Origin of the sequence: Hamadaea flava, from assembly GCF_024172085.1 — a bacterium.
GTDB classification, from domain to species: domain Bacteria; phylum Actinomycetota; class Actinomycetes; order Mycobacteriales; family Micromonosporaceae; genus Hamadaea; species Hamadaea flava.
Window position 1 is genome coordinate 3,917,769 of record NZ_JAMZDZ010000001.1, and the last position, 25,195, is coordinate 3,942,963.

At 70.0% G+C, this 25,195-nt stretch carries 21 protein-coding genes; 3 read left to right on the forward strand and 18 right to left on the reverse strand.

The features are described 5' to 3' along the window. Window positions 1–8: 8 nt before the first annotated feature. Window positions 9–3,470, reverse strand: a complete 3,462-nt coding sequence (locus HDA40_RS18370; RefSeq protein ID WP_275978260.1) for a M28 family peptidase — start codon at window positions 3,468–3,470, stop codon at window positions 9–11. Window positions 3,471–3,696: 226 nt separating this feature from the next. Here HDA40_RS18370 and HDA40_RS18375 point away from each other — a divergent pair, with 226 nt between their 5' ends. Further along, window positions 3,697–6,429, forward strand: coding sequence for a LuxR family transcriptional regulator (locus tag HDA40_RS18375; protein WP_253757494.1), 2,733 nt, complete (start codon window positions 3,697–3,699; stop codon window positions 6,427–6,429). A gap of 167 nt (window positions 6,430–6,596) precedes the next feature. Continuing rightward, window positions 6,597–7,082 (forward strand): hypothetical protein, encoded by a 486-nt coding sequence (locus HDA40_RS18380; RefSeq protein WP_157545949.1) that lies wholly within the window; start codon window positions 6,597–6,599, stop codon window positions 7,080–7,082. 589 nt (window positions 7,083–7,671) lie between these two features. Here the strand turns inward: HDA40_RS18380 and HDA40_RS18385 are convergent. Then, window positions 7,672–8,568 (reverse strand): hypothetical protein, encoded by an 897-nt coding sequence (locus HDA40_RS18385; RefSeq protein WP_253757496.1) that lies wholly within the window; start codon window positions 8,566–8,568, stop codon window positions 7,672–7,674. A gap of 383 nt (window positions 8,569–8,951) precedes the next feature. Between HDA40_RS18385 and HDA40_RS18390 the strand changes: the two genes are divergently transcribed. After that, the gene (locus HDA40_RS18390) at window positions 8,952–9,194 is read left to right on the forward strand and encodes a hypothetical protein (protein ID WP_253757498.1); all 243 of its coding nucleotides are present in this window, start codon (window positions 8,952–8,954) and stop codon (window positions 9,192–9,194) included. 478 nt (window positions 9,195–9,672) lie between these two features. On the opposite strand, the gene HDA40_RS18395 is transcribed toward HDA40_RS18390, so the two are convergent. The 16 genes from HDA40_RS18395 to HDA40_RS18470 all read right to left on the reverse strand — a co-directional run bounded on the left by HDA40_RS18395 (window position 9,673) and on the right by HDA40_RS18470 (window position 25,057). Next, the gene (locus HDA40_RS18395) at window positions 9,673–10,692 is read right to left on the reverse strand and encodes a C40 family peptidase (protein WP_253757500.1); all 1,020 of its coding nucleotides are present in this window, start codon (window positions 10,690–10,692) and stop codon (window positions 9,673–9,675) included. Between the two features lie 81 nt (window positions 10,693–10,773). Continuing rightward, the gene (locus HDA40_RS18400) at window positions 10,774–11,115 is read right to left on the reverse strand and encodes a hypothetical protein (RefSeq protein WP_253757502.1); all 342 of its coding nucleotides are present in this window, start codon (window positions 11,113–11,115) and stop codon (window positions 10,774–10,776) included. A 90-nt stretch (window positions 11,116–11,205) separates the two neighbouring features. Then, complete coding sequence (locus HDA40_RS18405; protein WP_253757504.1) at window positions 11,206–11,535, reverse strand: hypothetical protein; 330 nt, start codon at window positions 11,533–11,535, stop codon at window positions 11,206–11,208. A gap of 83 nt (window positions 11,536–11,618) precedes the next feature. Further along, window positions 11,619–12,059 carry a hypothetical protein gene (locus HDA40_RS18410; protein ID WP_253757506.1) on the reverse strand — a complete coding sequence of 147 codons (441 nt, stop codon included), beginning with the start codon at window positions 12,057–12,059 and terminating at the stop codon, window positions 11,619–11,621. Beyond that, window positions 12,056–12,490 carry a hypothetical protein gene (locus HDA40_RS18415; RefSeq protein ID WP_253757508.1) on the reverse strand — a complete coding sequence of 145 codons (435 nt, stop codon included), beginning with the start codon at window positions 12,488–12,490 and terminating at the stop codon, window positions 12,056–12,058. The genes HDA40_RS18410 and HDA40_RS18415 overlap by 4 nt, the downstream gene beginning before the upstream one ends. A gap of 66 nt (window positions 12,491–12,556) precedes the next feature. Further along, window positions 12,557–13,546, reverse strand: a complete 990-nt coding sequence (locus HDA40_RS18420; protein WP_253757510.1) for a DUF932 domain-containing protein — start codon at window positions 13,544–13,546, stop codon at window positions 12,557–12,559. A 110-nt stretch (window positions 13,547–13,656) separates the two neighbouring features. Beyond that, entirely contained in the window at window positions 13,657–15,042 is a 1,386-nt protein-coding gene (locus HDA40_RS18425) for an IclR family transcriptional regulator (RefSeq protein WP_253757512.1), read from the reverse strand. A gap of 186 nt (window positions 15,043–15,228) precedes the next feature. Continuing rightward, window positions 15,229–15,816 carry a hypothetical protein gene (locus HDA40_RS18430; RefSeq protein ID WP_253757513.1) on the reverse strand — a complete coding sequence of 196 codons (588 nt, stop codon included), beginning with the start codon at window positions 15,814–15,816 and terminating at the stop codon, window positions 15,229–15,231. Between the two features lie 10 nt (window positions 15,817–15,826). Continuing rightward, complete coding sequence (locus tag HDA40_RS18435; RefSeq protein WP_253757515.1) at window positions 15,827–16,534, reverse strand: hypothetical protein; 708 nt, start codon at window positions 16,532–16,534, stop codon at window positions 15,827–15,829. Window positions 16,535–16,617: 83 nt separating this feature from the next. Further along, window positions 16,618–17,328 (reverse strand): hypothetical protein, encoded by a 711-nt coding sequence (locus HDA40_RS18440; protein WP_253757517.1) that lies wholly within the window; start codon window positions 17,326–17,328, stop codon window positions 16,618–16,620. Window positions 17,329–17,647: 319 nt separating this feature from the next. Next, window positions 17,648–18,445 carry a replication-relaxation family protein gene (locus HDA40_RS18445; protein WP_253757519.1) on the reverse strand — a complete coding sequence of 266 codons (798 nt, stop codon included), beginning with the start codon at window positions 18,443–18,445 and terminating at the stop codon, window positions 17,648–17,650. 286 nt (window positions 18,446–18,731) lie between these two features. Beyond that, the gene (locus tag HDA40_RS18450) at window positions 18,732–21,194 is read right to left on the reverse strand and encodes a type IV secretory system conjugative DNA transfer family protein (RefSeq protein ID WP_253757521.1); all 2,463 of its coding nucleotides are present in this window, start codon (window positions 21,192–21,194) and stop codon (window positions 18,732–18,734) included. Beyond that, entirely contained in the window at window positions 21,191–22,942 is a 1,752-nt protein-coding gene (locus HDA40_RS18455) for a VirB4 family type IV secretion system protein (RefSeq protein ID WP_253757523.1), read from the reverse strand. Before HDA40_RS18455 ends, HDA40_RS18450 begins: the two co-directional genes overlap by 4 nt. Then, window positions 22,939–23,832, reverse strand: a complete 894-nt coding sequence (locus HDA40_RS18460; protein WP_253757525.1) for a PrgI family protein — start codon at window positions 23,830–23,832, stop codon at window positions 22,939–22,941. Before HDA40_RS18460 ends, HDA40_RS18455 begins: the two co-directional genes overlap by 4 nt. Continuing rightward, window positions 23,829–24,743, reverse strand: coding sequence for a type IV secretion system protein (locus HDA40_RS18465; RefSeq protein ID WP_253757527.1), 915 nt, complete (start codon window positions 24,741–24,743; stop codon window positions 23,829–23,831). Before HDA40_RS18465 ends, HDA40_RS18460 begins: the two co-directional genes overlap by 4 nt. Further along, window positions 24,743–25,057 (reverse strand): pilin, encoded by a 315-nt coding sequence (locus HDA40_RS18470; protein WP_253757529.1) that lies wholly within the window; start codon window positions 25,055–25,057, stop codon window positions 24,743–24,745. The genes HDA40_RS18465 and HDA40_RS18470 overlap by 1 nt, the downstream gene beginning before the upstream one ends. Window positions 25,058–25,195: the final 138 nt, after the last annotated feature.

A 25,195-nucleotide genomic window follows, 5' to 3' on the forward strand; every position in this document is an offset into this window, starting at 1 on the left:
CGTTGAACTTAGCCGACCTGCAGGGTCACGTCGTCCAGCACGAAGCTGGTCTGCAGGTAGGCGTCCTCGGTGCCGGTGAAGGTCAGCGTGACCGTCTGGCCGGCGTACGCGCCGAGGTTGATGGTGCGCTGGGTGTAGCCCGCCGCCGCGTTCACGTTGGACAGCGTCACCAGGGTGGTGGCGCGGGCTTTGATGGTGAACGTGTCGTAGGCGACCGCCCCGTACTCGTCGGTGTCGATGTGCAGCCAGTAGGTCAGTACCGCACTGGTGCAGCCCGACGGGATGGTGACGGTCTGGCTGATGGCCTCGGTCGCGGTGTAGCCGTATCCGCCGAGCCACGCGTACCGGGTGCCGCTGCGCGGCACCTGCCCGATAGAGGTGCCGATCGCGCCGGTGGAGCCGGTCCACGGCGAGGTGCCGCTCTCGAACCCGCCGTTGAGGATCAGCTGGGCGGCGGTGCAGCCGCCCGGCCCGCCGGGCACGGTCAGCGTGTACGTGGTGCTGTGCGACACCGCACCGGTACCCGTGATCGTGATCGTGTAGGTGCCGGCGGTCACCGACGAGCCGACCGAGATGGTGGCGGTCGAGGAGCTGCCGGAGGTCACCGACGACGGGCTGAACGAGACCGTCACGCCCGTGGGGGCGCCGGTGGCGGTCAGGTTCACCGTCTGGGCGCTGCCCGAGGTGGTGGCGGTGGCGACGGTGGTCGTGGTGCTGGACCCCGCGTTCACGGTGCCCGATGCGGGGCTGGCCGAGATCGAGAAGTCGTTGGTCGGTGTCGAGGTGCCGACCGTCTGGTTCCACAGGGTGTAGGCGATGCCGTCGGCGGCCCGGTCCAGGGCGGTGGCGTTGATGTTGCTGGTGGTGTCGCAGGAGGAGTGGTAGCAGGAGTCGTACGGCTGACCGGCGGTGCCGCCCCACTTGGACGCCTGGGCCGAGGTCTTGGTGGCGCTGGCGCCCATGGCGTAGCCGGAGGTCGGGATGCCCGCGTTCTGGAACGACGCGTCGTCGGAGCGGCCCTGGCCCTCGACGTTCTCCTCCGGCTGCAGGCTCAGGGAGTCCCAGTACGCCTTCATCGGCTGCGACGCGGTCGAGCTGATGTTGTTGATGAAGTAGCCGCCGTTCTTCGACCCGATCATGTCGAAGTTGTAGTACGCCTTGATCGCCGTCCGCTGGGCGCTGGTGAGGGAGTTGACGTAGAACTTCGAGCCGAGCAGGCCCTGCTCCTCGTCGGTCCACCAGCCGAAGCGGACCTTGTTCAGCATGGTCGGGTTCTGCGCGGCCAGCGCGAGAGCGACCTCGAGCAGCGCCGCCGAGCCGGAGCCGTTGTCGTTGATGCCGGGACCGGCCGAGACGCTGTCCAGGTGCGCGCCGAACATGTAGACATTGGCGGCGTTGCCGCCGGGCCACTCGGCGATCAGGTTCGGGCCGGCACCGCTGGTACAGCCGGAGGTGCAGGGCTGCTCGGTGACGGTGAAGCCGGCGGTCTGCAGCTTGCCCTTGACGTAGGCCACCGACTGCAGGTAGCCCTGGCCGGTCGAGCGGCGGTTGCCGCCGTTGTTGGTGGCGATGGTGTTGAGCTGGGTCAGGTGCGCCTGCACGTTGGACACGCTGATGTCCGGGGCGGTGCCGCCGGGGGTGCCGCCGTTGACCGTCAGCGTGTACTGGGCCGTGTGGGTGACCGACCCGGTGCCGGTCACGGTGATGGTGTACGTGCCCGCGGCCGCGCCGGACGTGGTCGCCACCGTCATCGTGGAGCTGCCGCCCGAGGTGACCGACGACGGGCTGAACGATACGGTGACCCCGGACGGGGCGCCGGAGGAGGTCAGCGACACGGTCTGCGCGCTGCCGGAGACGGTGGCGGTGTTGACCGTCGCGGTCACCGAGGAGCCCGCGTTGACGCCGCCCGAGGTGGGGCTGATCGACATCGAGAAGTCGGTGCTGGTCGCGGTGCAGGTCGGGTCGCCGGTCTGGGCCGGGACCGTGACCGCGTTCCACGCGTCCTTGGTCCGGTTGAACAGGACGCACGAGGAGTCCAGGTTCTTCGCGGCGGTCAGGGTCGCGGTGCGGTACTTCTTGTAGGTCATGCCGGAGGTCTTGAGCAGCATGCCGCCGTAGAAGATCTTCCCGGCGGACTGGATGCCGACGCCGGTGACCGACGACGGGCCGCCCGAGCAGATGGGGCTGTCCGGCTTGCCGCCGCCGGGCGCGCTGCCCTCGGCGAGCAGGTAGAACCAGTGGTTGAGCGGGCCCGCGGCCGCGTGCACCTCGGTGTTCGGGATCGACGAGGAGTAGCAGTTGGGGTCGCCGTTGACCAGCGACGGGTTGTACATGTTGCGGATCGGGCCGTTGCCGACGAGGTCGATCTCCTCGCCGACGAGGTAGTCCGGGTCGTCGTAGGCGCTGGACTGGTTGGCGTAGGCCTCGGTCAGCGCGCCGAAGATGTCGCCGGTGCCCTCGCCGAGTCCGGACTCGGAGCTGGTGCCGCCGGGGGTGTTCTGGTCGAGGCCGTGGCCGAACTCGTGGCCGACCACGTCCATCGACGAGATCCAGTTGCCGGCGGTGCTCTTACCGATCGTGATCGTGGAGCCGTCCCAGTAGGCGTTCTGCTCGTTCAGGCCCACCTTGATCGGCCAGCTGCCGCCGTTTCCGTTGTGGCCGTTGCGGCCCAGCCAGCTCGACAGCATGTCCCATTCCTTCTGCGCCCCGTACAGTGCGTCGACGCAGCCGGTTTCGGTGTTGGTGCCCACTCCGTTGCCCCAGCTGTCGTCCGGGCCGGAGAAGACGGTGTTGGTGCTGTAGTCCTGGCAGTTCAGGCCGGAGCGGGTGGTGTCGCGCAGGTAGTAGGTGCTGCCCGACTGCGACGTGGTGATCGGCAGCGGACTGGGCCCGTTCCACTTGCCGGTGCCGGAGCCCGCCGCGGCGTCCTCCTGCTTGGCCAGCACCTGGCCGGTGCGCGCGTCCACGAAGACGTGCAGGTGGCTGGGCGCCGAGGCGGTGCGTCCGGCGACGACGACCTCCCATGCGAGGCGGGCGGTGCTGTCCTTGACGTGCACCACCAGGGTGCGCGACTCGACCCGGTCGACCTTCGCGAGCAGGCTCTTGGCGGTCTGCTCGGCACGGTCGACGGCGACGGTCGGCACCACCGACACGTTGATCTTCGTCTTGGTGGCGGCGGAGATCGCCCGGATCGCACCCTTGCCGTCGGCGAGCACGGCGGCGTCGCCGCCGACCACCGGCAGGCCCCGGTAGGTGCGTGTGTAGGCGATGGAGAACAGCCCGTCGACCCACGGGATCACCATGCGCCGGTCGTACTGCTCGAAGGGGCCTTTGGCCAGCGCGTCGTGACCGCCGTCGGCGGCCCGGTCGGCCGCGGAGATCGCCAGCGACAACGGGCTCTGCGCCACCGCGGGCGCAGGCGGCGGGGTGGCCGCGGTCGACGGGGCGGCCACCCCGGTCACGGCGCCCATTGCAAACAGAACCACGGCAGCGGCCGCCGCAGCATTATTTCGATACATCGCAATCCTTCCGCCGGGCTGGGGTTAAGGGGGTGGCCGCAGGACCCGGGTTAGCGGGGTGTCCGGCAGCCGGTGACAGCTCGGCTTTGGCGACGACCTTAGGAAAGGCGGAGGCTGGCCGAAATCAGGGCAACCCCTTGTCCTGGCGCACAATGCACCTTGGGTGCATCATGATCCGATGGCAGACTTCCCGACGGTGACGAGTGCGTTCCAGGAGCCGCCTGGCAACCTGCTGCCAGTGATACCGGCCGAGGTGTACCGCACCCGACGGGTCGTGCTGTTCGGGCCACCCGGGATCGGCAAGACCACCGCAGCCGGTGTCCTCGGGCAGCAACTGAAGCTGCCCGTCGTGCGTCTGGCCCCAGGCCCGCAAGACAGCCGGATCCCCCACGCCGCACTGCTCGAACTCGCGCTCGCCCTGCAGCCCCAGCCTGGCGCCCAGAAGCTGGCGGCAGGGCTCGACGACGCCGCAGAGCCCGGCTCGGTCGATCACACGAAGACCGCCCTGCGGCTGCGCCGGCTGACCGCCGCACTGCTGCGCGACACACCGCCCCTGACGCTGCTGGTGGACAACGCCCAGTGGCTGGACCCGGCCAGCGCGGCCATCTTGCGCTGGGCCCTGCGCATGGCCCCGAACCTTCCCGTCATCGCGGCCGAACGCACGTGGCATCCCGGGGCCGCAGGCCACTGGTGCGGGGAGGACCCATGCACCGTGCGCATCCCCGCGATGACGGCCGAGCAGATCGCGGCCCTGCTGTCGCCGTACCGGCTGTCCGCCAACCAGGTCACCGAGGCCCACACCCGCAGCGGCGGAAACCCGGCCCTGGCCCTGGCCCTGGCCGGGGCCCACGACCGTACCGCGAACATGTCGGCCACTCGGGGTCCCGAAGGCGACCCGTTGCTCCCCTCGGCGGCCCGAAGACTGGTGGGCGAATGGCTGGGAACCGTGTCGGCCGACGTCCAGCACCTGTTGACATTCGCCGCGCTCGACGATCAGCCCGACCTCGTACTGCTGAGCCGCCTCGCCGGTCCGGCCGCCGAGAGCCTCCTGGCCGAGGCCGAGGCAGCCGGACTGATCGACATCGGGCAGCCCGACGGGAAGATCCGGTTCACCGCCGCCGCGATCGGCGCAGAACTCGCGGCCCGGCCGCCAGCGGCCGCACGCAGGCTCCTGCACACCCGCCTGGCCGAAGCCAGCCACGACAGCGTCCGCCGGGACCGTCACACCACGCTGGCAGCCGACATCACCGACCCGCAGTCGGCCTACCACGCCGCCCGCGCCGCCGCCCGCGCCAGGCTGCGCGGACAACACGCACTAGCGGCCGAACTGTCGCTGCTCGCCGCCGAACGCACCCCGCACGCCGACACCGATCTGCTCACCGAACGGGCGCTGACCGCCGTCCGCGACGCCGCGCACTGCGGCGACCTGCTCCGCGGCCAGATCGCGGTCCGCCTCGTCCTGCACCACGACAGCAGCCCCGCCCAACGCGTCAACGCCCTCATCACCCTGATCGACTCAGGCGGACAGCACCTGCACAGCGCCGACGAACTGTTCGCCGACGCACTCCACGAGGCGGCCGACCAGCCGGACCTGACCGCGCAGATCCTCATCCGCCAGGCGATCTGGGCCAACGTCAACGAAGGCAACCCCGGCCGGGCATGCGCCCTGGCCGCCCAGGCCGCCAGCCTGGCCCGGACCGCCGGCGACACCGCCACCACCGCCATGGCCCTCACCATGCAGGCCCGCGTCCAACGCATCCTCGGCCACCCCGAAGCCGAGACAACGCTCCGCCACGCCCTGTCCCTGCCACGCAGCACACACATCCCCGTCAACGCCACACCCGAACAGCTCAGTGCCCGCCACGCCCTCTTCGACGACCACCTGGACGAAGCCCGCAACGCCCTGCTGCCACTGCTTGTCGAAGCGGAGCGGTCGGGAGACGCCGAGGGCACCGTCGACATCCTGCGCAGCCTCGCCGAAGTCGAGATCCGCGCCGGACGATGCGCACGTGCCCTGAACTACGCCGACCGAGCCCAGTCGCTGACAGGCGGGGCTGGCCTGGACCCCGGACCGGCGTGCTACACCTCCGCACTCGTCGAAGGCATCGCCTCGCACACCGACTCCGCCCTCGCGCACGCACGCCGCGGGGCCGACACCGCCCGCCGGGAGGACAACAAGGTCTTCCTCTCCCGGAACCTCTTCGCCCTCGGACACCTTCTGCTGGTCACCGGCCATCCGAAAGAAGCCCTGCAAGCGCTGGAGGAGGTCCGGACACTTGAGACCCGGCAGCAGGTCCGCGACCCATCCGTCCTGCCCTGGCACGCCGACCTCGCCGAAGCCCTCATCTGCCTCGGCCACCTCGACCAAGCCCGAGACCTGCTGACCGAAACCCGGCGCACCGCTACCGACCTGGGGAGAAGCTCCGTCCTGCCCGCGCTCGAACGCTCCCAGGCACTCCTGGACGCCACCCTGGGCGACTATAACGCAGCCGCCCAGCGCCTCACCGACGCAGCCGACCACCTCCACCACCTGCCCATCGAACGCGGCCGGACCCTGCTGGCACTCAGCCACACCGAACGACGCGGGCGCCGCCGCGCCAGCGCCCGCACCGCCGCGCAGAGCGCCGCCGAGCTTTTCAACACCCACCAGGCACACCCCTGGAACGAAGCCGCCATCCGAACCCTCCACCGGCTGGACCCCGCCCGCACGCACCGCGACACGCTCCCGCGCCTCACCACCGCCGAACAGCGCTGCGCGGAGCTCGCCGCCAGCGGAGCGAGCAACCGCGACATCGCCACAGCCCTCACCATCAGCGTCAAAACAGTCGAAGCGAACCTCACCCGCGTCTACCGGAAACTCGGCCTCCACTCGCGCATCCAACTCGCACACGCTGTCATCCCCGGCACATAAATAACGACCTATCGCAACGGCTCCCAGAGGAACCCGCGTCCGATCCGGGACACGCACACCCCGCCACGTTCACCGCGGCGCTGGTCGGCACCGCGGCGGCAGCCCGGCAGGGCAACCGCGCGACGCCGCGTGCAGGCCGACACTGTGCGCAAGGGCGGCCGCCACCGGTGCTGGACAGTGGTCGTCGACGGCCTGGCTGCCGGGATGGACTGGTCGACGCTGCGCGACATGGTGTCGACGCCACGCAAGCGGCGTGGGCCGAGTTCGGCAGCCTCGTCGAGGGCCGGCTCACCCCCGCCCAGCAGCACCCCGACCATGCGATGGTCCTGACGGCGGGCCTGGCCGGGATGCACGACCTGGAACGGCCTACGGCATCGACGCCGACGACCTGGGCGACAGTTCCAGCATCGGCGCCGAGCCGAAAATCCGCGCGCCATCCGGAAACCGTGCAGCTGCTCGGCGAAGACGTGTGGATCGCGGTCGCCTTGCCCGGCCAGGCGCAGGGTTGCCCCACCGAGGGCGTCGACGTCATCGCCCAGTGGATGTCGGCGGCCGACGACACCGCGACCCGGACTGGGTACGCGAAGCCATCGCGTCCAACATCGGCAACGGTTTACCACCACCCGGGCGACGACCTCGAGGCGCTGCACTGATCGGCGGAACCGCCGCCCGCCCGCCCCGATGGACCGAAACCTAGACCGGCTCGGCCACCGAATGCGCCACCGGCGCGCCGAGCCGACCGCTCGGGTGCCTCCAATGCAGGTAGCCAGGGCAAAGGCTATCGCGCCACCGCCGGGCGCGCCCGTCCGGCAGGCGTGCCGCGACAGTTACGGCCGCGGCGGCGGCGTGCTTCCGTGGAAGCACCCGATCGGAGTGCCAGCTCCGCCGACAGCCAGGAGCCCGGCAACTGGGTGGGCCCGGACATGACCACCCTGTCCGCTCTCGCACCGGCAGCGACCTTGGCTCCGTGGTGATGATCGTCCCGCTCGCGGCGATGTCAGCGCCTCCAGGCTGCTCAACCATACTGACCCGGCCGCATTCTCGGATGCATACACGTTGGCCGCTGCCCGACAGAGGCGTTCAGGACGGCAGCGTGTTGGCTCTTGAACAAAGCTTCGCCTTCCTCGCCCGAGACCGACACAAGTTCGACACGATATGCAACCGGGTGAAGTCGTCCTCGGACGAGGACCGACCGCTGCTCGTCGGCGGACGCCACGGCCTGCGCTCTGGCGACGGCAAGCCTTACCCGCCGGCCACCGCAACCGCAATTCCCAGCATCCGGAGACGCCCGGTGCTCACGGGTTTTATCGTCGGCAGCGCGGGTCTCGCAGACGCCAGCACGGTCCGCTCATGTGGATGGCGAAAGGGCGCGTTGTGTCCAGTCTTCAGGAGGTCATAGCGGCGCTGATCCCGGGCCGCCGTAGCAGGGCACTCCTCACGATCTCGCGACCGGGCATCAAGCAGGTGAGCCTTACGCCGGAGGTCGGGACGGGACCTGGAATACCAGCGGCAGATATCCCATCTAGTGAACGCCGCGCTGAGCCTCTGCGCCAGCCTGTTCGCGCCGGTGCCGTAGGCGGCGTGAGTGAGCCAGGCGAGGGCGACCTGTGCGCGCAGGCCGAGGGAATACCGCAGATTCCGAATATATACGCTCCGCCAGCTGTACTGCGTGGCCTGGCGAGGGTCAGGGTCGGGTGGCATCCAGACCTCCTGCCACCAGCGAACAGCCCGAGCACGTAGCGCCGCCCAGCCCATCCACCATCCGCGCTCGGCGGGCTGGGTCACGACTCTGCGCTGCGCGGACCGGGCGGTGACCTGCCGCAGCGAGATCACCGCGTCGGCGATGGCCTTCGCTCCGGCCATGAGGTGCAGTCCCGTGACGATGTAGCCCCGGCTGTCGGCCGCGAGGTCCGCCGCCCGTTCCAAGGCGTTTTCGGTTCCGGGTTCCGTCTCGTCGGCCAGTGGGGCGACCATGCGCAAGATCGTCGCCGTGAGATCACTCGCCGCTGACGCGGTAGCCAGTAGGTCCGCCACCCGGTGCCGATCGGTGTCGGCCAGCACCGCATGGCACTGGTCTACGGCGTCGCGTACGGCCGCTAGGGCGTCGGCTACAGGCTGCGAATCGCGGTCATGGGTCATGGCGGCCCCCCGGGGTCGGATGGTGCGATCAGGTAGACAGCGCCGATTCCCGCTCAATACGCCCGGACCGTCAAGCCGAGCACCCATCCACCCCGCGACAGCCGTGCTGACCAGTGCAAACACGCCCTATCCGGGGTGTAGCCGGGGAGGGAGGGCCTGACTCGAAGCCTCGTTATAGCCGGCAGTGGGCGCCGTACGAGCCGCCGCGGGGTCGGACTCGTGCGCACATCCACTGATCGGGCCACCGAGGCGAACGGCGTGGACCTCTCCACAGGGTGGACGGTGGACTCGGGCCGGTCTGACGGCGGCTGCCGCCGACCGTGCCAAGCCCACACCAGGGAGGTAGCTGCGGGTAGCGCAGCCCTCACCGCCCGGAGGACTCCATGGCAGCCAACGCGGTCGACGAGTTCGCCAACGAATACCCCGAGCAGTGGCGACGGGCAGGCATGATCCCCGGCCTGCGGCAGCTCATCACCGACCAGCTACCGACCGGCCGGGGCGCGGACAGCGCCGCCGTACGCCGCTCGCTGGGCTGCCTGCTCGGTCACGGCCGGGACATGAGCGACGAGCAGTGGCGACAATGGGCACTCGCCGCGTTCGCACTCAGCACAAGGCCCACCGCCTAGGCTGCCCGACAGCCCTCGGCGAGGGGTACGCGGGGCCGGGCGACGCGCGTGAAGCAGGACCGGAACCGCGTCAGCGGGCCTGCGTAGAATCGGGGCCATGACGTTGTGCCTCGTGTGCGGCGACGCCGACGCACCTCGGCCGACCGGAACCGCGACCTACACCTATAACGGCATCACCCATAAGACCCGGGAATGCGCCGCCATGTCGTCTCTGGGCGAGACAGTCGTACGCACGAAAAGCGGGTACCGCGCCGCCTCTGGCAGAAGCGTCTGCCTGGAGTGCTTTGCCTACGGCAGGCAACACATGTACTCGGGCACAGACCCCCACAACCCGCCGCCGCCCGGCTGGCCTTATCGGTGAGTACCGGACCGACCTGTGCCAACGCAGGACGGCGAACATCTCAGGAAGACGGCGGACCCGCCAGAGTAGTCCGGCAAGTCCGTGAGACGACGCCAGATCATTGAGACCTACACGGCCTCACCAGGTGACGATCCTTCTGATCGCTGCCACCTGATCAATCCATGATGACAGCCGGGAGATCTTCACGACGTCGCCTGTTTTCGGGGCTTGGATGATCAAGCCTTGGCCGAGGTACATGCCGACGTGCCGCGGGTTGGACATGGTGCCTTCGCTGCCTGGGATGAGGATGAGGTCGCCGGGCAGCAACTGCGCCGGGTCGCTGATCTTCGTTCCGGCGTTGACCTGGTCGGTGGTGACGCGGGGGATGGAGACTCCGGCGGCGCGGTAGGCGGCCTGCATCAGCGAGGAGCAGTCACATTGCTTGTCGGGGTCGCCGGAGTGCGGGTCGGAGCAGCTGCCGCCGAAGTGGTACGGGGTGCCCAGCTGGCCGACCGCCCAGAAGATCGCGGTCATCACCTGTGGCGGAGTGTCGATCGGCAGGGTGAACCCGTCCGGCAGGGCGGCGAGGGCGTCGGTGGCGCAATCGGCCAGGGTGCTGGTCAGCTGCTGGACGAGCTGGATGGCGTCGTCGGTCCACTTGGCGTATGCGTCCGGGAACGCCGAGACCTGCACGGCTTGGGCGGCCTGCGTGAGTGGCATGGTCTGCCAGCCCGGGATGGTCAGCAGCTTGTCGAAGAACTTTCCGGCCTGGTAGGCGGGTTTGGCCAGCTGCTCGACGGTGCCCCAGCCCTGACTGGGCCGCTGCTGGAACACTCCGATCGAGTCGTGGTCGTTGCGGTCACCGAGGAACGGCAGGTTGCGCAGGTTGGACTCCTGCATGGCGGTGGCCAGCGCGACGGTCCAGCCCCACTGGGGTACGCCTTTGGAGACGCCGACGTCGATGATGGTCGCGGCGATCTCCAGCTGTTCGGCGTCCCAGCTGCCGACGCCGGGCGGCTGCCCGGAGGCCAGTACCGAGAGGCCGGTGGTGGTGCCGCAGCCGCCGGGGCCGCCCATGACGGCCGACAGCAGGAGCATCGGCAGGCCGAAGCAGCCGATGATGACGACGGTGACGATGCCGATGATGGCTTTGGTCATGATGCTTTGCCTTTCGGTGAAAACAAAAAAGGCCGGGCTCCGCGCGGGTGCGCGGCCGGCGGGAACGAGAAATGGCTCGGGTTACATGCGGTAGATCAGCGGCAGCAGAGCCTCATGGGCCTCGTAGAGAAGGTCGGAGAGATGGTCTGCGGCCTTGCCGAGGGGGTGCGTGGAGCCGACTGGGACGGCGCATCGCCAGTCCCAGTGCCCGGGTTCCAGGCCGGGCACGAACCACAAGGTCAGCCCGTAGTCGAGGAACAGAATCCCGCCGACCTCGGGCACGACCAGCGTTGCGGGCTGGCTGGCGCAGGTGATCAAGCAGTGGCAGTCGGGCTCGTCGTAGGCCGTTCGGCGACTGCCCTGGTGGATCGGGCATCGGCAGTCGCAGGGCCGGTCGAAGGGGTTGCGGTAGGTGCGGTACACAGCTGTCTCCTCAAGAAGGTGGTGAAACGCAAAAAGGGCCGTGGGCCGCCCACGCGGGCGGCCCACCTTGAACTCGTTCGGGGTAGGGGTTCAGCGGATCTGGCGTCGCAGAACGCGGGCGGCTTCTCGGAGCAGGCGCTCGATGTGCACGCTGTCGTCGTAGGTGTCGGCGCGGCCGTCGATCTCGCCGCCGTGCTCCCAATCCCATTGGCCGTTGGCCAGGGCGTTGACGTGCCACAGATCGCCGTTGCTGTCGAGGAACAGGGCGCAGCCCCACTGCTCGGCCAGCAGGGTCATGGGCTGGGTGTCGCAGGTGATGGTGCAGGCGCAGCCGGGCTGGAAGTAGTCGGTGCGCGGGAAGCCGTGGTGCAGCGGGCAACGGCAGTTGCACAGCTTGCGCCACGGGGCGGTGTGGGACATACGCGTTCTCCCAAGCGTGAGTTGGGTACGCCTCGGTGGCCGCCGGCTGGGGCGGCTCGCCGAGGCGTACGAGGGGTGGAGGGTCAGCGCGGGCCGACGCGCCAGGTGCGACCGGGGCCAAGCCGCCGGTCTTCTTGCACCAGGCGGCTCTCGGCGACGGTGAGCAGGTACGCGGGCAGCTGCGGGACGCCTTCGCGCCAGGCCCGGTACAGCCGGTGGGTGCCGTCGATCAGCAGCGGCGAGGGTTCCGCGCCGTCGATGAGCAGGTGGGTGACGATGACCGGCTTGGTCAGGTCGGTGCTCATGGCGTAGGCCCGGTCGAAGTGCTCCGGGTCCGGGCCTTGCAGGCTGATCGTGTGCGGGCTGGGGTTGTCGATGCGGGTCAGGCCGAACGCCTGCGCCCACGTCGGCACATCGAGGGGCCGGGTGGGCCGAGGCCAGGCGTCGATCAGGTCCATCGCGGTGTGCACCGCGAAGACCCAGACGTGGTAGTGGAACCACTGCTGGCGGTGCGGCGTGGTCATCGGCGGTGCCCCTCGTCGGTGAGGCGGCTGTAGATCGCGACGCACCGCAGGATCAGCTGGTAGGCGGGCAGGGAGAGGAGCTGTTCCCGCTTGTCCTGGTTGAGCTGGTCCCAGATCAGGATGGTGACGCTGGCCGACCACAGGTCCACCAGCACACCGTTGATCTTGGCGTGCTGATGCTCGGCAACGACCGTGCGCAGCGAGTCGATGAGGGTCGCGTCGCGGATCGGGTGGGTGTAGTCGTCGGGGCGGGCCGCGTCCTCCAGGAGCGTCAGGCAGTCCTCGCAGGCGTGGCCTGGCCGCGGCGGGTCCTCGGTCTCCCACCGGGTCACGTCGGTGGCGGGTACGCCGCAGACGGCTTGGCGCTCGTCGCGGGGATGGCGGATGTGCGGGACCGTGGGCCACTGCGGTGGCGTAAGGGTCTCGGTCATGGGTGGTCCGTTCGTGACGGGCCGGGACGGCAGGTGACCGCCGCCCCGGCACGGGGCGGGAGTTGGTCAGACCTTCAGCAGGTCGAAGGCGACGAGCTTGAGCTCGCCGGTCTTGCCGGTGATCACACGATTGGCGCGCGTCGTGGGGTCCTTGGCCGCCTGGTAGTGGTCCAGGTACTCGGTGATGGCCTGGTATCCAGCCCACCGGCTGCCCGTGATCGCCTTCTGCGTGTCGGCCTCGGTGATCAGGTACTTGAGCGTGCCCAGCCGCTCCTTCGCGTTGGCCACGGTCTTGTCGGGAGCGTTGTCGGCGATCGGCCAGACCTGCGCGACGATCTTCTCGAACTCGCGGGTGGTCATCGCGGTGTTCAGCATCCGCTCGGCGGCCTTCTCGAAGGCGCCCATGTACTTCCACATCAGGCCCAGCGCTTCGCGGGCCTGGGCGATCTGCTGACCGACGTTGCTGGTGTGGCGGAACGTGTAGTGCCCCACGGCGTGGGCGAACGCCGCCCGCTGGGTGTTGGCGCACACGACACGGATGGGGCTGGCGTCCACCCTCAGCGCGGCGGTGCCGTCGTGTGAGGTCGTGCCGATCAGATACAGGTCCATCCGGTCGACCCCGGCGATCTCCATCGCGGTCGGCAGCTTCATCGTGACGAACACGCTCTTGCCTCGCCGCAGGCTGCCCGCCGTCTCGAAGTGGGCGCCCCCGGCCTGGTCCACGAGCTGGTCGAGCATGTCGGCGCACTGCTCGTTCTGGATGACCTCGTAGTCGTTGCCGACGATCCCCAGATACTCGGTCTGGCCGGTGACCGGGTTGCGGCGCACGGTCATACGCCGGTCGTCGGCCAGGATCGGGACCTCGATCCCGTCCACGACGTCGATGCCCCTGACGGGGATGGTGCGAACGCCCCAGTTGCCGAGCAGGGCGGCGCCCATGATCTCGGTGGCGCTCATCGTGGCCTGGGTAACGGTGCCCAGCTGGTGCCAGGCCGACAATCGGGCGGTGGCGAAGGCGGTCTGCCCGTTGGCGAACGTCTCCAGTTCGTGTGCCACGGGATTCTCCTCTCAGGAATGGAAGAGGCCGAGCCCGTACGGCTCGGCCCCAGCGATGGGTGAATTGGTGCGCGGCCGGGGTCGGGCACTGCCCGACCCCGGCGCTGTCATCAGGACTGCTCGTTGCCCGAGCCGTTCCCGGCCATGGCGTCGGCCTGAGCAGTGGCGTTCGTGGTCGCGGCCTCAGCCGCCTCGTCGTCGCCGGCCGGGGCCGCGTAGGCGAAGGCGAGCGGAGTGTCCGAGACCATCTCGATGCGGCCCGCGGCGGCGGCCTTCGTGCAGTTGTTGCGCACCGCCCCGGAGCTGACGTTGCGCCCGCCGAGCTGGGCGCTGATCGTGGTCGCGATCTCCTGCGGCGTCATCGAGCGGCCGGGGTTGGCCGCCAGCACCGCCAGGGTCAGCTTCTCCAGCTCGCCCTTGGCGAACGGCTGGTTGCCGTCGCCGTTGACCGTCAGGTCGGTGCGGCGGACAGCCCCGGTCGTCGCGGTGCTCGCCGTGCGGGGCGGCAGCCGCTTGGGCAGCTTCACGACGTGCGCGGTGCCGTCCTCGGCGACGATGTGGATCGTGCCGTCGGGGCGGATCAGCGACTGCACCAGGGCGACCGCCTCCGGCGACTCGGTGACGCCCTTGACCACCTGAAAGCAGACCGGGCAGCGGGGCGGCTCCGGGTTCGGGTCGACCTCGCTGGCCTTCGTGGGTCCGGCGATCCACCGGCCCGGAGTACCGGGCAGACGGCGCGCGGCGTCGGCCTGCTCCATCGCGGCCAGCAGCCGGGAGGCGGTCGGGTGCCCGATGCCGCTCTCGCTGACGATCTCGTCCAGGGTCGCGCCGTCGTCGCCGTACTCGGCGAGGACCGCCTTGATCGTCATGATCTTGCGGTCGCCGGGGCGGCTCTGCGCCACCACCGCGACGGCGGGCCGAGCGGGCTGCTCGTCCTCCTCGTCGTCCTCGTCCTCGTCGTCCTCGTCCTCGTCCTCGTCGTCCGAGTCCTCGTCGTCCGTGTCGTCGGTGTCCTCCTCGGACTCCGTGTCGGAGTCGTCGTCCTCGTCCTGGTCGTCGGTGCCCAACTCGGTCTGGTCGTTGAGGTCGTCGGCGTTGGCGGTACCGTCCTGGTCGCCCAGGTCGGCGGGGTCGGTGTCGTCCGGGGTGCCGGGCTGCGGCTCGTCGGCCCGGAGCTGGCCCGTCTCGTCTTTGACGAGGTCCGGCTTGGTGGGGCCGGCGGTGTCGGTGTCGTCGAGGTTGTCCTCGGCGGTGACGCTGTCGGCGACGGCCTCGGCCATGGTCCAGCGGGTGGGCACGCCCTCGGCCGGGTCGGCGTCGGTGTCGACCGCGACGATCAGCCCCAGGTCGGCGAGGGTCTTGATCGCCTTGTCGACGGTGGAGCGGGCCTTGCCCGACTGCTCCATCAGCTCGATGGCGTTGCCCTGGCCGAGGAAGTGCACGGCCTCGAAGACCTCCCGCTGAGCGGGGGTCAGGGTGGACAGGTCGTACTGCATTGCGATGCCCCTTTCTGGGACTTGTGGGTTGGCCAGCCGGGCACCTGGTGTGCCGGGCTGGGTGGTGCGCCGGGCCGCGCGGGCAGCACGCATCGCGGCAGGCGCGTAGAGCTATGCGCTGCCGTGATCGGGTGTGCTGGAGGGCGGCCCGGTGGCCTAGAGAGGGCGGCCGGTGGCCGCCGGGGATCAGTCGCCGGAGGCGGCCTCGGTGGCTGCGGGCTCCAAGACGTAGAAGCCGTTGACGGGGTCGTGGTAGATCCCGGCGTCGGCGTGGTGGAGGCGCAGCTGGCCGGGGCCGACCATCAGGTCCAGCTCGGCGTCGGCACGGCCGACCCGCACGCGGGTGCGCCGCCCGGCGAGCTGCCGCTTGAGGCATGCGTCGGTGTGCGGCAGGACAACGAGGATCGTGTCGCCCGGGTTGACGTAGCGCCGCCGCAGCGCCAGTCCGGCGTTCTCGGCCGCGTACGCGGTGCGCTCGGCGTCTGCGATCAGGGCCTCGGCCCAGTTGCGGGCGTACCGGTAGTCGCGGCCCAGCTGCACGATGGCGTCCAGCGGCCCGGTCAGCGCGGCGATCGACGTGGACAGGTCGTCCTCGTTGATCAGCGCGGTGCGCAGCCGATCGACGGTGAGCAGCAGCTCCAGCCGGGCGTTGCGCATCGTGTCGGCGGCCTTGGGCAGGTCGGCGGCGGCCGGGATCGGGTCGGCGGCGTGCTGGTCGAGGGTGCGGCCGGTGCGCCGGGTGATCCAGCGGCCCACCGAGTCGATGTTGAGCATGACGGGCCTCCTATTCGGCGAGCTGGTCTAGCTCGGTCGGGGTGAGCTGGTCGGGGGTGCGGCTGCGCCAGGCGGCCGAGTGCCGTAGCGCCCACCAGCGCAGCAGCGACCGGCAGGCGGTGGCGAGGTCGTCGCGGACCGGCAGCAGGTGGGCCGTGCCGGAGGCGATCTGGGCCGCGTCGGTGCACGCGATCGGCTGCCAGATCCCGTCCTCGGTCTCGACGAGAACGCCGACCATCCGGTTCGGGTACGGCACGCCAAACGCCTGCGCGGCCTCGGCGTCGGCGATCACCCGCCACTGGTGGTGGGTGAACCGCTGCATGGTGGCCACGCCGTGGCCCGGGTCGCCCGAGCACAACAGCAGGTGGCGCTGGTCGCCGTCGTTGAGCGTGCGGTAGCGCCGCCAGGCCCGGTACAGGTCGAGCAGGCTGCCGGTGATGACGGTGTGCCGCTCCATGGCGGCGTGCCGGTCGATCGTGGCGAGCATGTCCTGCATCGCCTCGCCGGTGCCGGCGGGTCGAAGGCCGAAGGACGGCCGCGGGGCCGGGCGGTCGAGGTCGGCGCTGCTGGTGTTGTAGGCGATGGCGGTCTTGTGCAGGATCCGGGCAAGGTCGCCAAAGGCGTTCTCGGCGGCGGTGTCGTAGCGCCACAGCTGCTCGGGCAGCACGTCGTTGGTGGAGGCGGCGATCAGCCGCAGAGCGGGGTCGGTGAGGAACATGGTCGTCTCCTTGTGGACTGTGGGTGGGCATGGCGAAGGCCGGTCGCAGCTGGGCTGCGACCGGTCCTGGAGTTGGTGGGTTGTTAGGCGATGGTGACCGCGCACAGGCGGGCGCTGGACTTCAGCGACCGCAGGTACTTGATGGCCTCGTTGAAGAACCGCATCCGGTCGGCGATGCTGTCGGTCGCGGGCTTGAGGATCGTGCCCTCGGCGGTGATCAGCAGGTCGCCGACGATGGCGATGCGCCAGTGCAGACCGGCGTAGGCGTGCTCTCCGGCCTGGTAGGCGGCCAGCTCGTACGGGTCGAACTCGTGCGCGCCCGAGTAGGCCAGCATCGCGACGATGCGCGGCTGCTGCTCGAAGCGGCGGCGGGCCTCGGCGAGGCTGAGCTTGCCAGGGTCCGCCTTGTGCAGCGCCTGGAAGTCCTCCCAGGTGCGGGCCTCACGGCGGGTTGCGGTGTTGCTGTTCATGTACTGGTTCCAGGCGTGCCAGCGAAGCCGGGCCTCGGTGGCGGCCTTAGCGGCGCCCCCGTTGAGGTCGAGGCGACCCTTGCGGCCTCCGGCGGCCTTGGTGATCGCGCCGAACCGGCGCGCGGTGTCGACCAGGTAGTAGTCGAGGAACCGGGTGATCCACCCGATGAACTTGCGGTGGCGGACGTGGAACCGCCGGGCCGGGGTTCCGTTGGCGTTGAGCAGGTCGTTGACCTTCTCGCTGGCGGAGAACCAGTCGGCGTCCTCGCCGGGGTTGAAGACCACGGTGACGACCTGGTTGGTGAGCGGGGTGTTGGTGGGCATGGCGGGGTGCTCCCTTCGCGAAGGAGTGGTTGGGGTTGGGTGCTGGTGGTGCCACCGGATCGCGGCGTCCGGCCGTGGACTGCTGCCGCGAACGGCGCGGGCGGGGACCGGAGCCGACCAGAAGGTGGGCTATGTGATCCGCGCGGGCGCGGGCAGGTCCAGGAAGGACAGACGGGCGGCGGTGCGAGCAAAAGAGAAGAGAAGAAGCTGCACCGTAGCGGCCCGATCTGTCAGCACAACCCCTGTCAGGAAACTCGACCATGCCTCTGAACTGCGCTGACAGGTTTGCCTGTCAGCTGGTCAGGTTCTGTCAGGTCTTTCATTGGCCCAGATGGAGCACACCCTCGACGAAGTTGGGGTTGGAGGGCGTGTTGTGGCCGTGGAAGCTGGGCAGCTGCTCCAGCGCGACCCGCGTGGTGGCGTCGGCGGGCAGCCATACCGCCTCGGCGGGGTTGGTGTCCTGGGTCGCGGTGAGCGTGGCGACGCCGGGGGGCTTCTGGCTGAGCAGCCGGTGCAGGTGTTCCTCGCGGGTGGGGCTGGCCAGCCAGAACAGCACCGGGTAGCGAGGTCCGCTGTCGGTGCTGAATCGGCGGTAGCCGTCGAGCTTGGCCACGACGCGGGTCAGCGGTTCGGTGCCGGTGTCGGCCTCCAGCCAGAACCCGGCCATCTGGCCGTCTCGGCTCCACAGCCCGTGGCCATCCGGGTTGATCATTGCCTTGGTGCTCTTGAACTGCTGAGCCTGCTGCTCTGACCACCACCGCACGAGGTCTGCTCCGTCGTGCCGGCGGGCGTACTCGCTCAGGCGGACGAAGAACTCGTTGACGATGAGCAGGTGGTGCAGGCGCGGGTTGGCCGACAGGCGTGAGATGCGCTGGCTGGCCGCTCGTGCGCTGGGTTCGGGCTCGCCGCGTGATGCGGCCTGGAATCGTTGCCCGGCATGGCCTAGCACCCAGTGGTACGGGTCGGTGCCTCCGCCGGTACGGGCGAACCGGAATCGGTCCACCAGTTCCAGGGCCAGCAGTTCGGCCAGCCGGTGCCGGGCGGTACGCGGGGCGAGGAAGAACAGGCGGGTGATGTGGTCGGTGGTGAGGACCTGGTGGTGGTCGAGCAGGGTCATCAGCTGACGGTCGCGGGAGGTGATGTGCGAGTAGATCGCGAGGAGGCCGTGATTTGACCGCGTATGCGGCATGGATGTCACCCCTGTGTGGAGAAGAGGAGTCCCTATAGGGAGTCTGGACGAGTTGATCTTTCTTGCGGCCCTGTCAGATCCGGCGTTTGCCCTGGCCAGGCACCTGACAGGGCACCTGCGGAGGGGTCCGTTGGGGGCTCCGATCGGAGACATCCCCAACGGAGCCCCCCACGCAGCCGCCCTGGGCAGCCCCAACGGCCCGAGCTAGATCGGGTCAGTCGGTGCCGCTCATGCGTTTGCGCATCGCCTCGCGGGCCACCCGCTGCATCGGCGGCTCGTCGCCGTTGACGGCGTGCGCGGCGGCGATCTCCTGCCGCAAGGCGGTGGCTTCGCCGACGATCGGCGCGGGCGGGTTGGTGGTGAACGTGAACGCCGCCATCTCCCGGTTGCCGACCAGCAGCCGGGCGGCGGCGGTGAACACGTCCAGGTGCCCGAGGTCGTGATCGTCGAGTTCCGGCTTGGTGTGCCGGGCCATCTCCCGGGCGTCGCCCGGGTCGATGTTGAACACGATCTTGGAGCGGGCGTTGGCCGACATCGCGGCGGCCGTCTCCTTGGGCAGCTGGGCCAGATCCTGGTGAGCGAGGACCATGCCCAGCCGGTAGCCCCGCGCCTCGGCCAACATGTCATCGACGCTGCCAGGCAGCGTGAGGAAGTTGTGGGCCTCGTCAACGTAGAGACAGGCGTCTTTGCGCTGGTCTTCGGGGATCGCGGCGCGGGCGATGGCGGCCTGCCACACCCGGGCGACGATCAGCGAGCCCAGGATGCGGCTGGTCTCCTCACCCAACTGGCCTTTCGGTAGCCGGCACAACAGAGCCCCGCCGTTGAGGATGTCGCCCATCTTGAACGAGCTGGTCGCGTTCCCGATCACGCTCTTGACGAAGTCGCGCAACAGGAACTGCCGCAACCTCGCGAGAACGGGGGCGATGACCTGGCCCCTAAAGTTCTCGTTGATCGAGTCGTACCAGGTCCAGAACCCGGCCAGGCCGTCCGGGTCGTCCAGGCCCACCGTGTAGCGGCCCCGGAAGGTCCGGTCCGACAGCAGCGGCGGCACCAGGCTCAGCGTCGAGCCCGCGTGCCGCATCAGGGTCAGGCACGCCACCCGCAGGGTGTCGTCCATACGCGGACCCCACTGCTTGGCGAATATCTTCGCGAAGATCCCGACCAGGTTGTCGACCGCCAGATGCGGATCGTTGGTGTCCTCCAGCGGGTTGAAGTGGCCCGGGTTGGGCTGGTCCGGATCGATGAGCACGATCTTCTTCGCCAGCGACGCCGGGAGCCGGTCCAGGATGTCTGTGACCAGGTCACCGCGCGGGTCGATGACCACCGTCCCGCGCCCGGCCTTGATGTCCCCGACGATCATGTTCAGCAGCAGCGTGCTCTTGCCGACGCCGGTCTTGCCGATGACGTGCACGTGCTGGCGGGCGTCGACCACGTTCAACCCGACCGAGTTGCCGCCGATCTGCGACCTGCCCAGGACCTTGACGCCTCGGCCGCCGGAGGGGATCTGCACCGGCGCCGGCATCGCCTTGGCCCGAGCCCGGTCCAGGCCCGGCACCGCCAAATCCTGCGGCAGGGCGGCCATGGCCGCGAGCTCCGGCACGGTGGCCAGGAACCCGCGCCGTAGCCTCCGCCCGGCGATCGTGGCCACCGGCTGCGGCATCTTCATCCTGCGCAGCCGGTTCGGGCCGGTGTACGCCGCGGCGGCCGAGGCGATCGTGTGCCCGAGCCCGACGAGGCGCTCGCGGATCTGTCGTGCCTTCTGCTTGTCCGGCGCGGTCTTGCCCGCGTCGGCGGCCACGGCGAACCGCACCGCGATCTCGAAGTGCGGCACCCGGATCGCCTTGTCGACGATCGTGCGGGCGTCGGCGGTGGCGACCGGATCACGGTCACCGCCCCGCACCGCAGTGCGCGCCGGGGTTCGGCGGGACGGTCCGGGCGTGATCGCGTCCAGGACCCAGATCAGCGGTTCGGTGAGTAGCTTCGCGACCCCGGAAACGGCGCGGGCGGCCACATCGGGCCGCCCGTGGGGGTGTGTTCCGGTTGCCGCCGCCGTGCGTCTGGCGGCGCGCACGCGGCGGGGTGGTGCCGGTCGAGCGAGGATCTGCACGCACGCGTGTTCGCGGTCGCGGACCTCGGCCCCGGCCGACAGCAGCGCCCGCAGCGGATCGGCGTCGTGCTCGGTACGCAACGGCAGCGCGTCGGCCGACTGCGGCCAGTGCGCCCCGCCGACCTGCTCCACCACCGTCGAGGGGATGGGCGCGGCGGCGTCGGCGACGGTGAGAGTCGCGGCGGGCCAGGCCGCCCGGATCGCGGCCTCGACCGCACCGGGCGGCACCGTGCCGGGCACCCACACCCGGATCGTCAGCGTGCGCCCGGTCCAGGTGTACTCCCAGCCGATATGCGGCATGCCGTAGATCCGCCGCCGCCACACCGAGGGCGTCAGCACGCCCATGACGGTGGTCCAGAACGCCGCCGCCGACTCCGGTGTGACCTCCGGTGGCGCGGCCACGGTCAGCCACCGCGCCCCGGTCACGTATCGGGTGTGCCGCCAGGCGAGCACCTTGTCTCGCGCGGCGACGCCACCGATGACGGCCACCGGCACGAAGATCGCCAGCCACGGCCGGACGGCGATCCACGACCAGACCTCGCCCAGCCGGGTAAGAATGTCGGGATTCATGACGCCTCACCGATCCCCGTCACGGCGATCTTGTGTTCGGCAGCCGACCCGACACTCCTAAATGGAATTCGCGAACGGCCAGCGATCAGGAGCCCTTCGCCCCTGGGTGCCGCGAGCAGGAGCCGGGCCTCCCCGGCGGTCAGCGAGAAGGCTTCCTTCACCTTGTCGATGGCCTGGGTGGACTGGTGCATCAGGATCTGGGTCGCGGCGTTGGAGACCACGGCCATGCCGAGGTCGGTGGACAGCACGTCGGCCGCGTCCTGGGTGACGACGCACAATCCGGCCGACCGCTTGCGCGCTGCTTTGGCCATGCGGAACAAGAACCTGGCGCCCTCGCCATCCCTCATCAAGAGCCAGGCTTCGTCCACTACGACGAGGTGCCGCCGCCGGCGTATGCCGGTCGTCGGAGTGTCGATTCCCGACCAGATGGAGTCCAGGGCCAGCAGTGTGCCGACGGTGCGTAGCTCGTCGGGCAGGTGCCGCAGCGACCAGACGACCAGGTGGCCCTCCGGAGCGGTGGTCGTCGGCCCGTCGAACAGGCTGGAGAAGTTGCCCGTGGTCCACGGGGCGAGCCGCGCGGCCAGCTGCTCGGCGGCCGGGTCCTCATCGGCGGCCAGCACGTCGGCCAGGTCCCGCAGCAGCGGAGCCGGACGCGACCAGGTGGCCGGGTCGCCGTTGATCCCGGCCGCCGCGTACGTTGCCGTGATCGCCCGGTCGAGGGCAGCGCGTTCGGTCGGTGGCGGTGGTGCGCCGAGCATGACCGCGATCAGCGTGTGCAGGTACAGGCCGCGCCGGGTCAGCGTGTCGGCGCGGTTGTCGGCGGGCAGGTCGAGGGGGTTGATGCGTACGCCGGGCAGGCCGAGCTGCACGACCGTGCCGCCGACGTGGTCCGCGAGGGGCGCGTACTCGTCCTCCGGGTCGATGATCGAAACCCTCGTGCCCTGGTACAGGTTCCGCAGCACTTCGAGCTTGACGAAGTACGACTTGCCCGCGCCCGATTGAGCCAGGACCACGGAGTTGTGGTTGTCCTGCCGCCACCGGTCCCAGATCAGAACGCCGTTGGACGTGGTGTTGACGCCGTAGAGGATCCCGTCCGGCGGGGCGATCTCCCCGGGTGCCGGTGCGGCCAGGTCCGCCGAGGCGAGAGGGAACGCGGCGGCCAGGGCGTTGGTGTCGAGGATGCGGCGCATCCGCAGCGGGTCCACGCCGATCGGCAGCGTGGAGACCCAGCCCTGCTGGTGGCGGAACGTGGTCGGCTGCAGGTCCAGAAGGACCGACGCGGCGGCCGACTTGACGCCCGCGGTGACCGCTCGCAGCTCGTCGAGGTCGCGGGCGTGGATGGTGATGTAGATACCGACGTCGAACAGCTTCGCCGCGCCCCGGGCGACGCGTTCGGCGAGGTCGGCGGCGTCGGCCGCCGCCGCCTCGGTCATCGGGTCCCCGAGCTTGCCCTGGTCGGCGTCCAGCCGCCGTGACGACTCCAGCCGTGCCCGCTGCCGCTTCAACATGGGCGCGGCCAGCTGCGCGGCGACGGGCTCGATGTGCACGGCCACGTCCACGCGGCCGGGGTAGGACAGCAGTGGGTCCAGCCACGCCGGGCCGACCTCGGCCGGGTACCCGGTGACGGCGAAGGTCGCGGCGTAGCCGTCACCGACCTGCACGTGCCAGGGGGTGACCGACAAAGCGTCCGGGGAGGGCATGCCCTCCCCGGACGCGACGAGCTTCTTCTTGTTCTTCAACAGGCTCATTCGTTGCTCCGTAAGGTGATGGGGGCGCCGGGTACGGCTCGCGGGCCGGGCACCGGTGGGTTGAAAGGATCTGCGGCGTTGGCCAGCGCCGCCGAGACAGCTGGGCCGTCCAGGGCTGCGGCTTCGACGCCGAGCCCGGTCAGGGCGCGTACGGCGGTGTCGGCGACCTGCTCGCCGGTGATGACCGCCAACACCTGGCGCCGCAATGGATCGCGCTCCTCATCGAGGTCGAGGAGGAACTCGGCGTAGTCGTCGGCCGCCGCCGCCAGAGCCGGATGCGGCAGGCGCGGCGCGTGGTCGACGGTGGCCTGCGCGTGCGCGGTCAGGTCGTGGCGCTGAGCGGCTACGACGATCTGTGCCGGGCCGGTCAGGCTGTTGAGGAACCGGCCGAAACCGTCCAGCAGCGCGCCCTGCTCGCCGCCGGTACGCAGGTGGATGTTGGTCGTGCCGCAGGCGATCAGCACCCGCGACTTGCCCTCCGAGGTGACGACACCGCTCGCGCTGACCGCCGTGACCGGCGAGCGCAGCGGCGCCGGGACGCTCGTCTTGCCGGCCACCGCGGCGACCGAAGTCGCCCGAGCGTTGCCCGGGGCGAGCTGGCGCGGGCTTCGCGACAGCATGAACCCGTGTCGCAGCCAGACGTCCAGTGGCAGGCCGTCCCGCCGCCCGAGGGCGACGACGATCGCGATGGAGAACACGATGATCCCGGCCGTGATCCAGACCGGGGTGGGCAGCATCGGACCGAAGCTGCGGTATGCACCGAACCCGAGCAGGCCACTGCCGCCGACGATGGCCAGCTGCCGGAACGTGAGCCCGAACGCGATCCTGTCGGGCTCGTTCACGTTGGCCGGGACCACGGCGCGCGGGGTGGTGTCGTCGTCGTGGGTCATCGCCCACCTCGCACGACGCGTGCGGCCCGGCGGCCCGGCAACCTGTTGGTGATGCTCTGGATCAGCACTGCCCGCACCAGCACGCCGCCCATGCTCGGGCCGCCCTTGCGGGTCACGTACCGGCGCATCATCCCGGGAATCTTGATGGTGACCCAGAGCAGGACCGCGACCAGCAGCAGATTCAGGATGTCGGAGCCAGGCAGGCCGATCAGTACCGGCAGGGAGCTGTTCGGGTGAATCATCAGCTGAACGCCGGTGCTGAAGGCGATGGCCTGCAGGGTGGGTGTGGCCAGGCAGCCCAGCAGGGTTCGCCACCACAGCTGTGCCGCCTCCTGGGTCCATGGGGTGGCGTAGCAGGCCATCGCGACCGGGGCGATCCCGGCCAGGATCACCAGCACACCGACGCGCACGACCCAGCTGCCGAACAGCGTGAACATCAGCCCGACGATGAGCAGGCCGATGATCAGGGCCATGAGGGCAGTGCCGGGGTCGGTCAGCGCAGCGGTCACATGCAGGCGGGTCATGTTGACCGCCTCGGTCGTCGGGGCGGCCGTGCCGACCATCGACACCGTCAGGGCGTTGGCGATCTCGATCAGCGCCGCTGTCAGCCCGACGGCGAAGTTGCTCGCGACCCACCCGACGATGAGGCGGGGCACCAGTTCCTTGATGCCGTAACGCATCTCGACCGAGCCGCCGACCATCGTGGCGATGCCCACGGCGATGATCGCCAGCACGAAGCAGGCGTTCACGACCAGGGCGCTCTTGCCCGCGAGCGACTGCACCTGCGGTAGTACGGTGACGTCCGGCGACAGGAACATGCCGGAGGTGAGGTAGGCGAGAAGCCCGCCGAGCAGGTCTTTCAACCTGTCGGCGAGCCACTCCACCAGGCCGTTCATCAGCCAGGAGACCATCAGCTCGGTCCGCCCACGATGCCGGCCAGGATCTTCAGGACCACGGGGGCGAGGACCGCGAGCGCGTACCCGATCAGGGCGGACTTGAAGTTGCCCTTGGCCTGCTCGACCTGCGACGGGTCGCCTCCGGCGGCCATGTAGCGCAGGCCGCCGACGACCAGGAACATGGTCGCGATGGCCGCGATGATGCCCATGATCCAGCCCTGGATGCCGTTGATGACGTCAGGCAGGGTCTTGGGTCCGCCGCCGCCGGGGTCGGGCGCGGCCAGGACGAGGTCGTTAAGGTTGTTGAAAAGGTGCAGAGTTGTCTGCATTGCGGCGCTCCACAGGAACGTGGGGCCGCCGCGGCGGGGACGAGGCGAAGCTCAACGAAGGTCCGGTGGGGGCGCTCCTCCCTTGCAAGGGAAGGGATTGCGGTGTCAGTACGCCGCGCCAGCCATGCCGGACCTGTA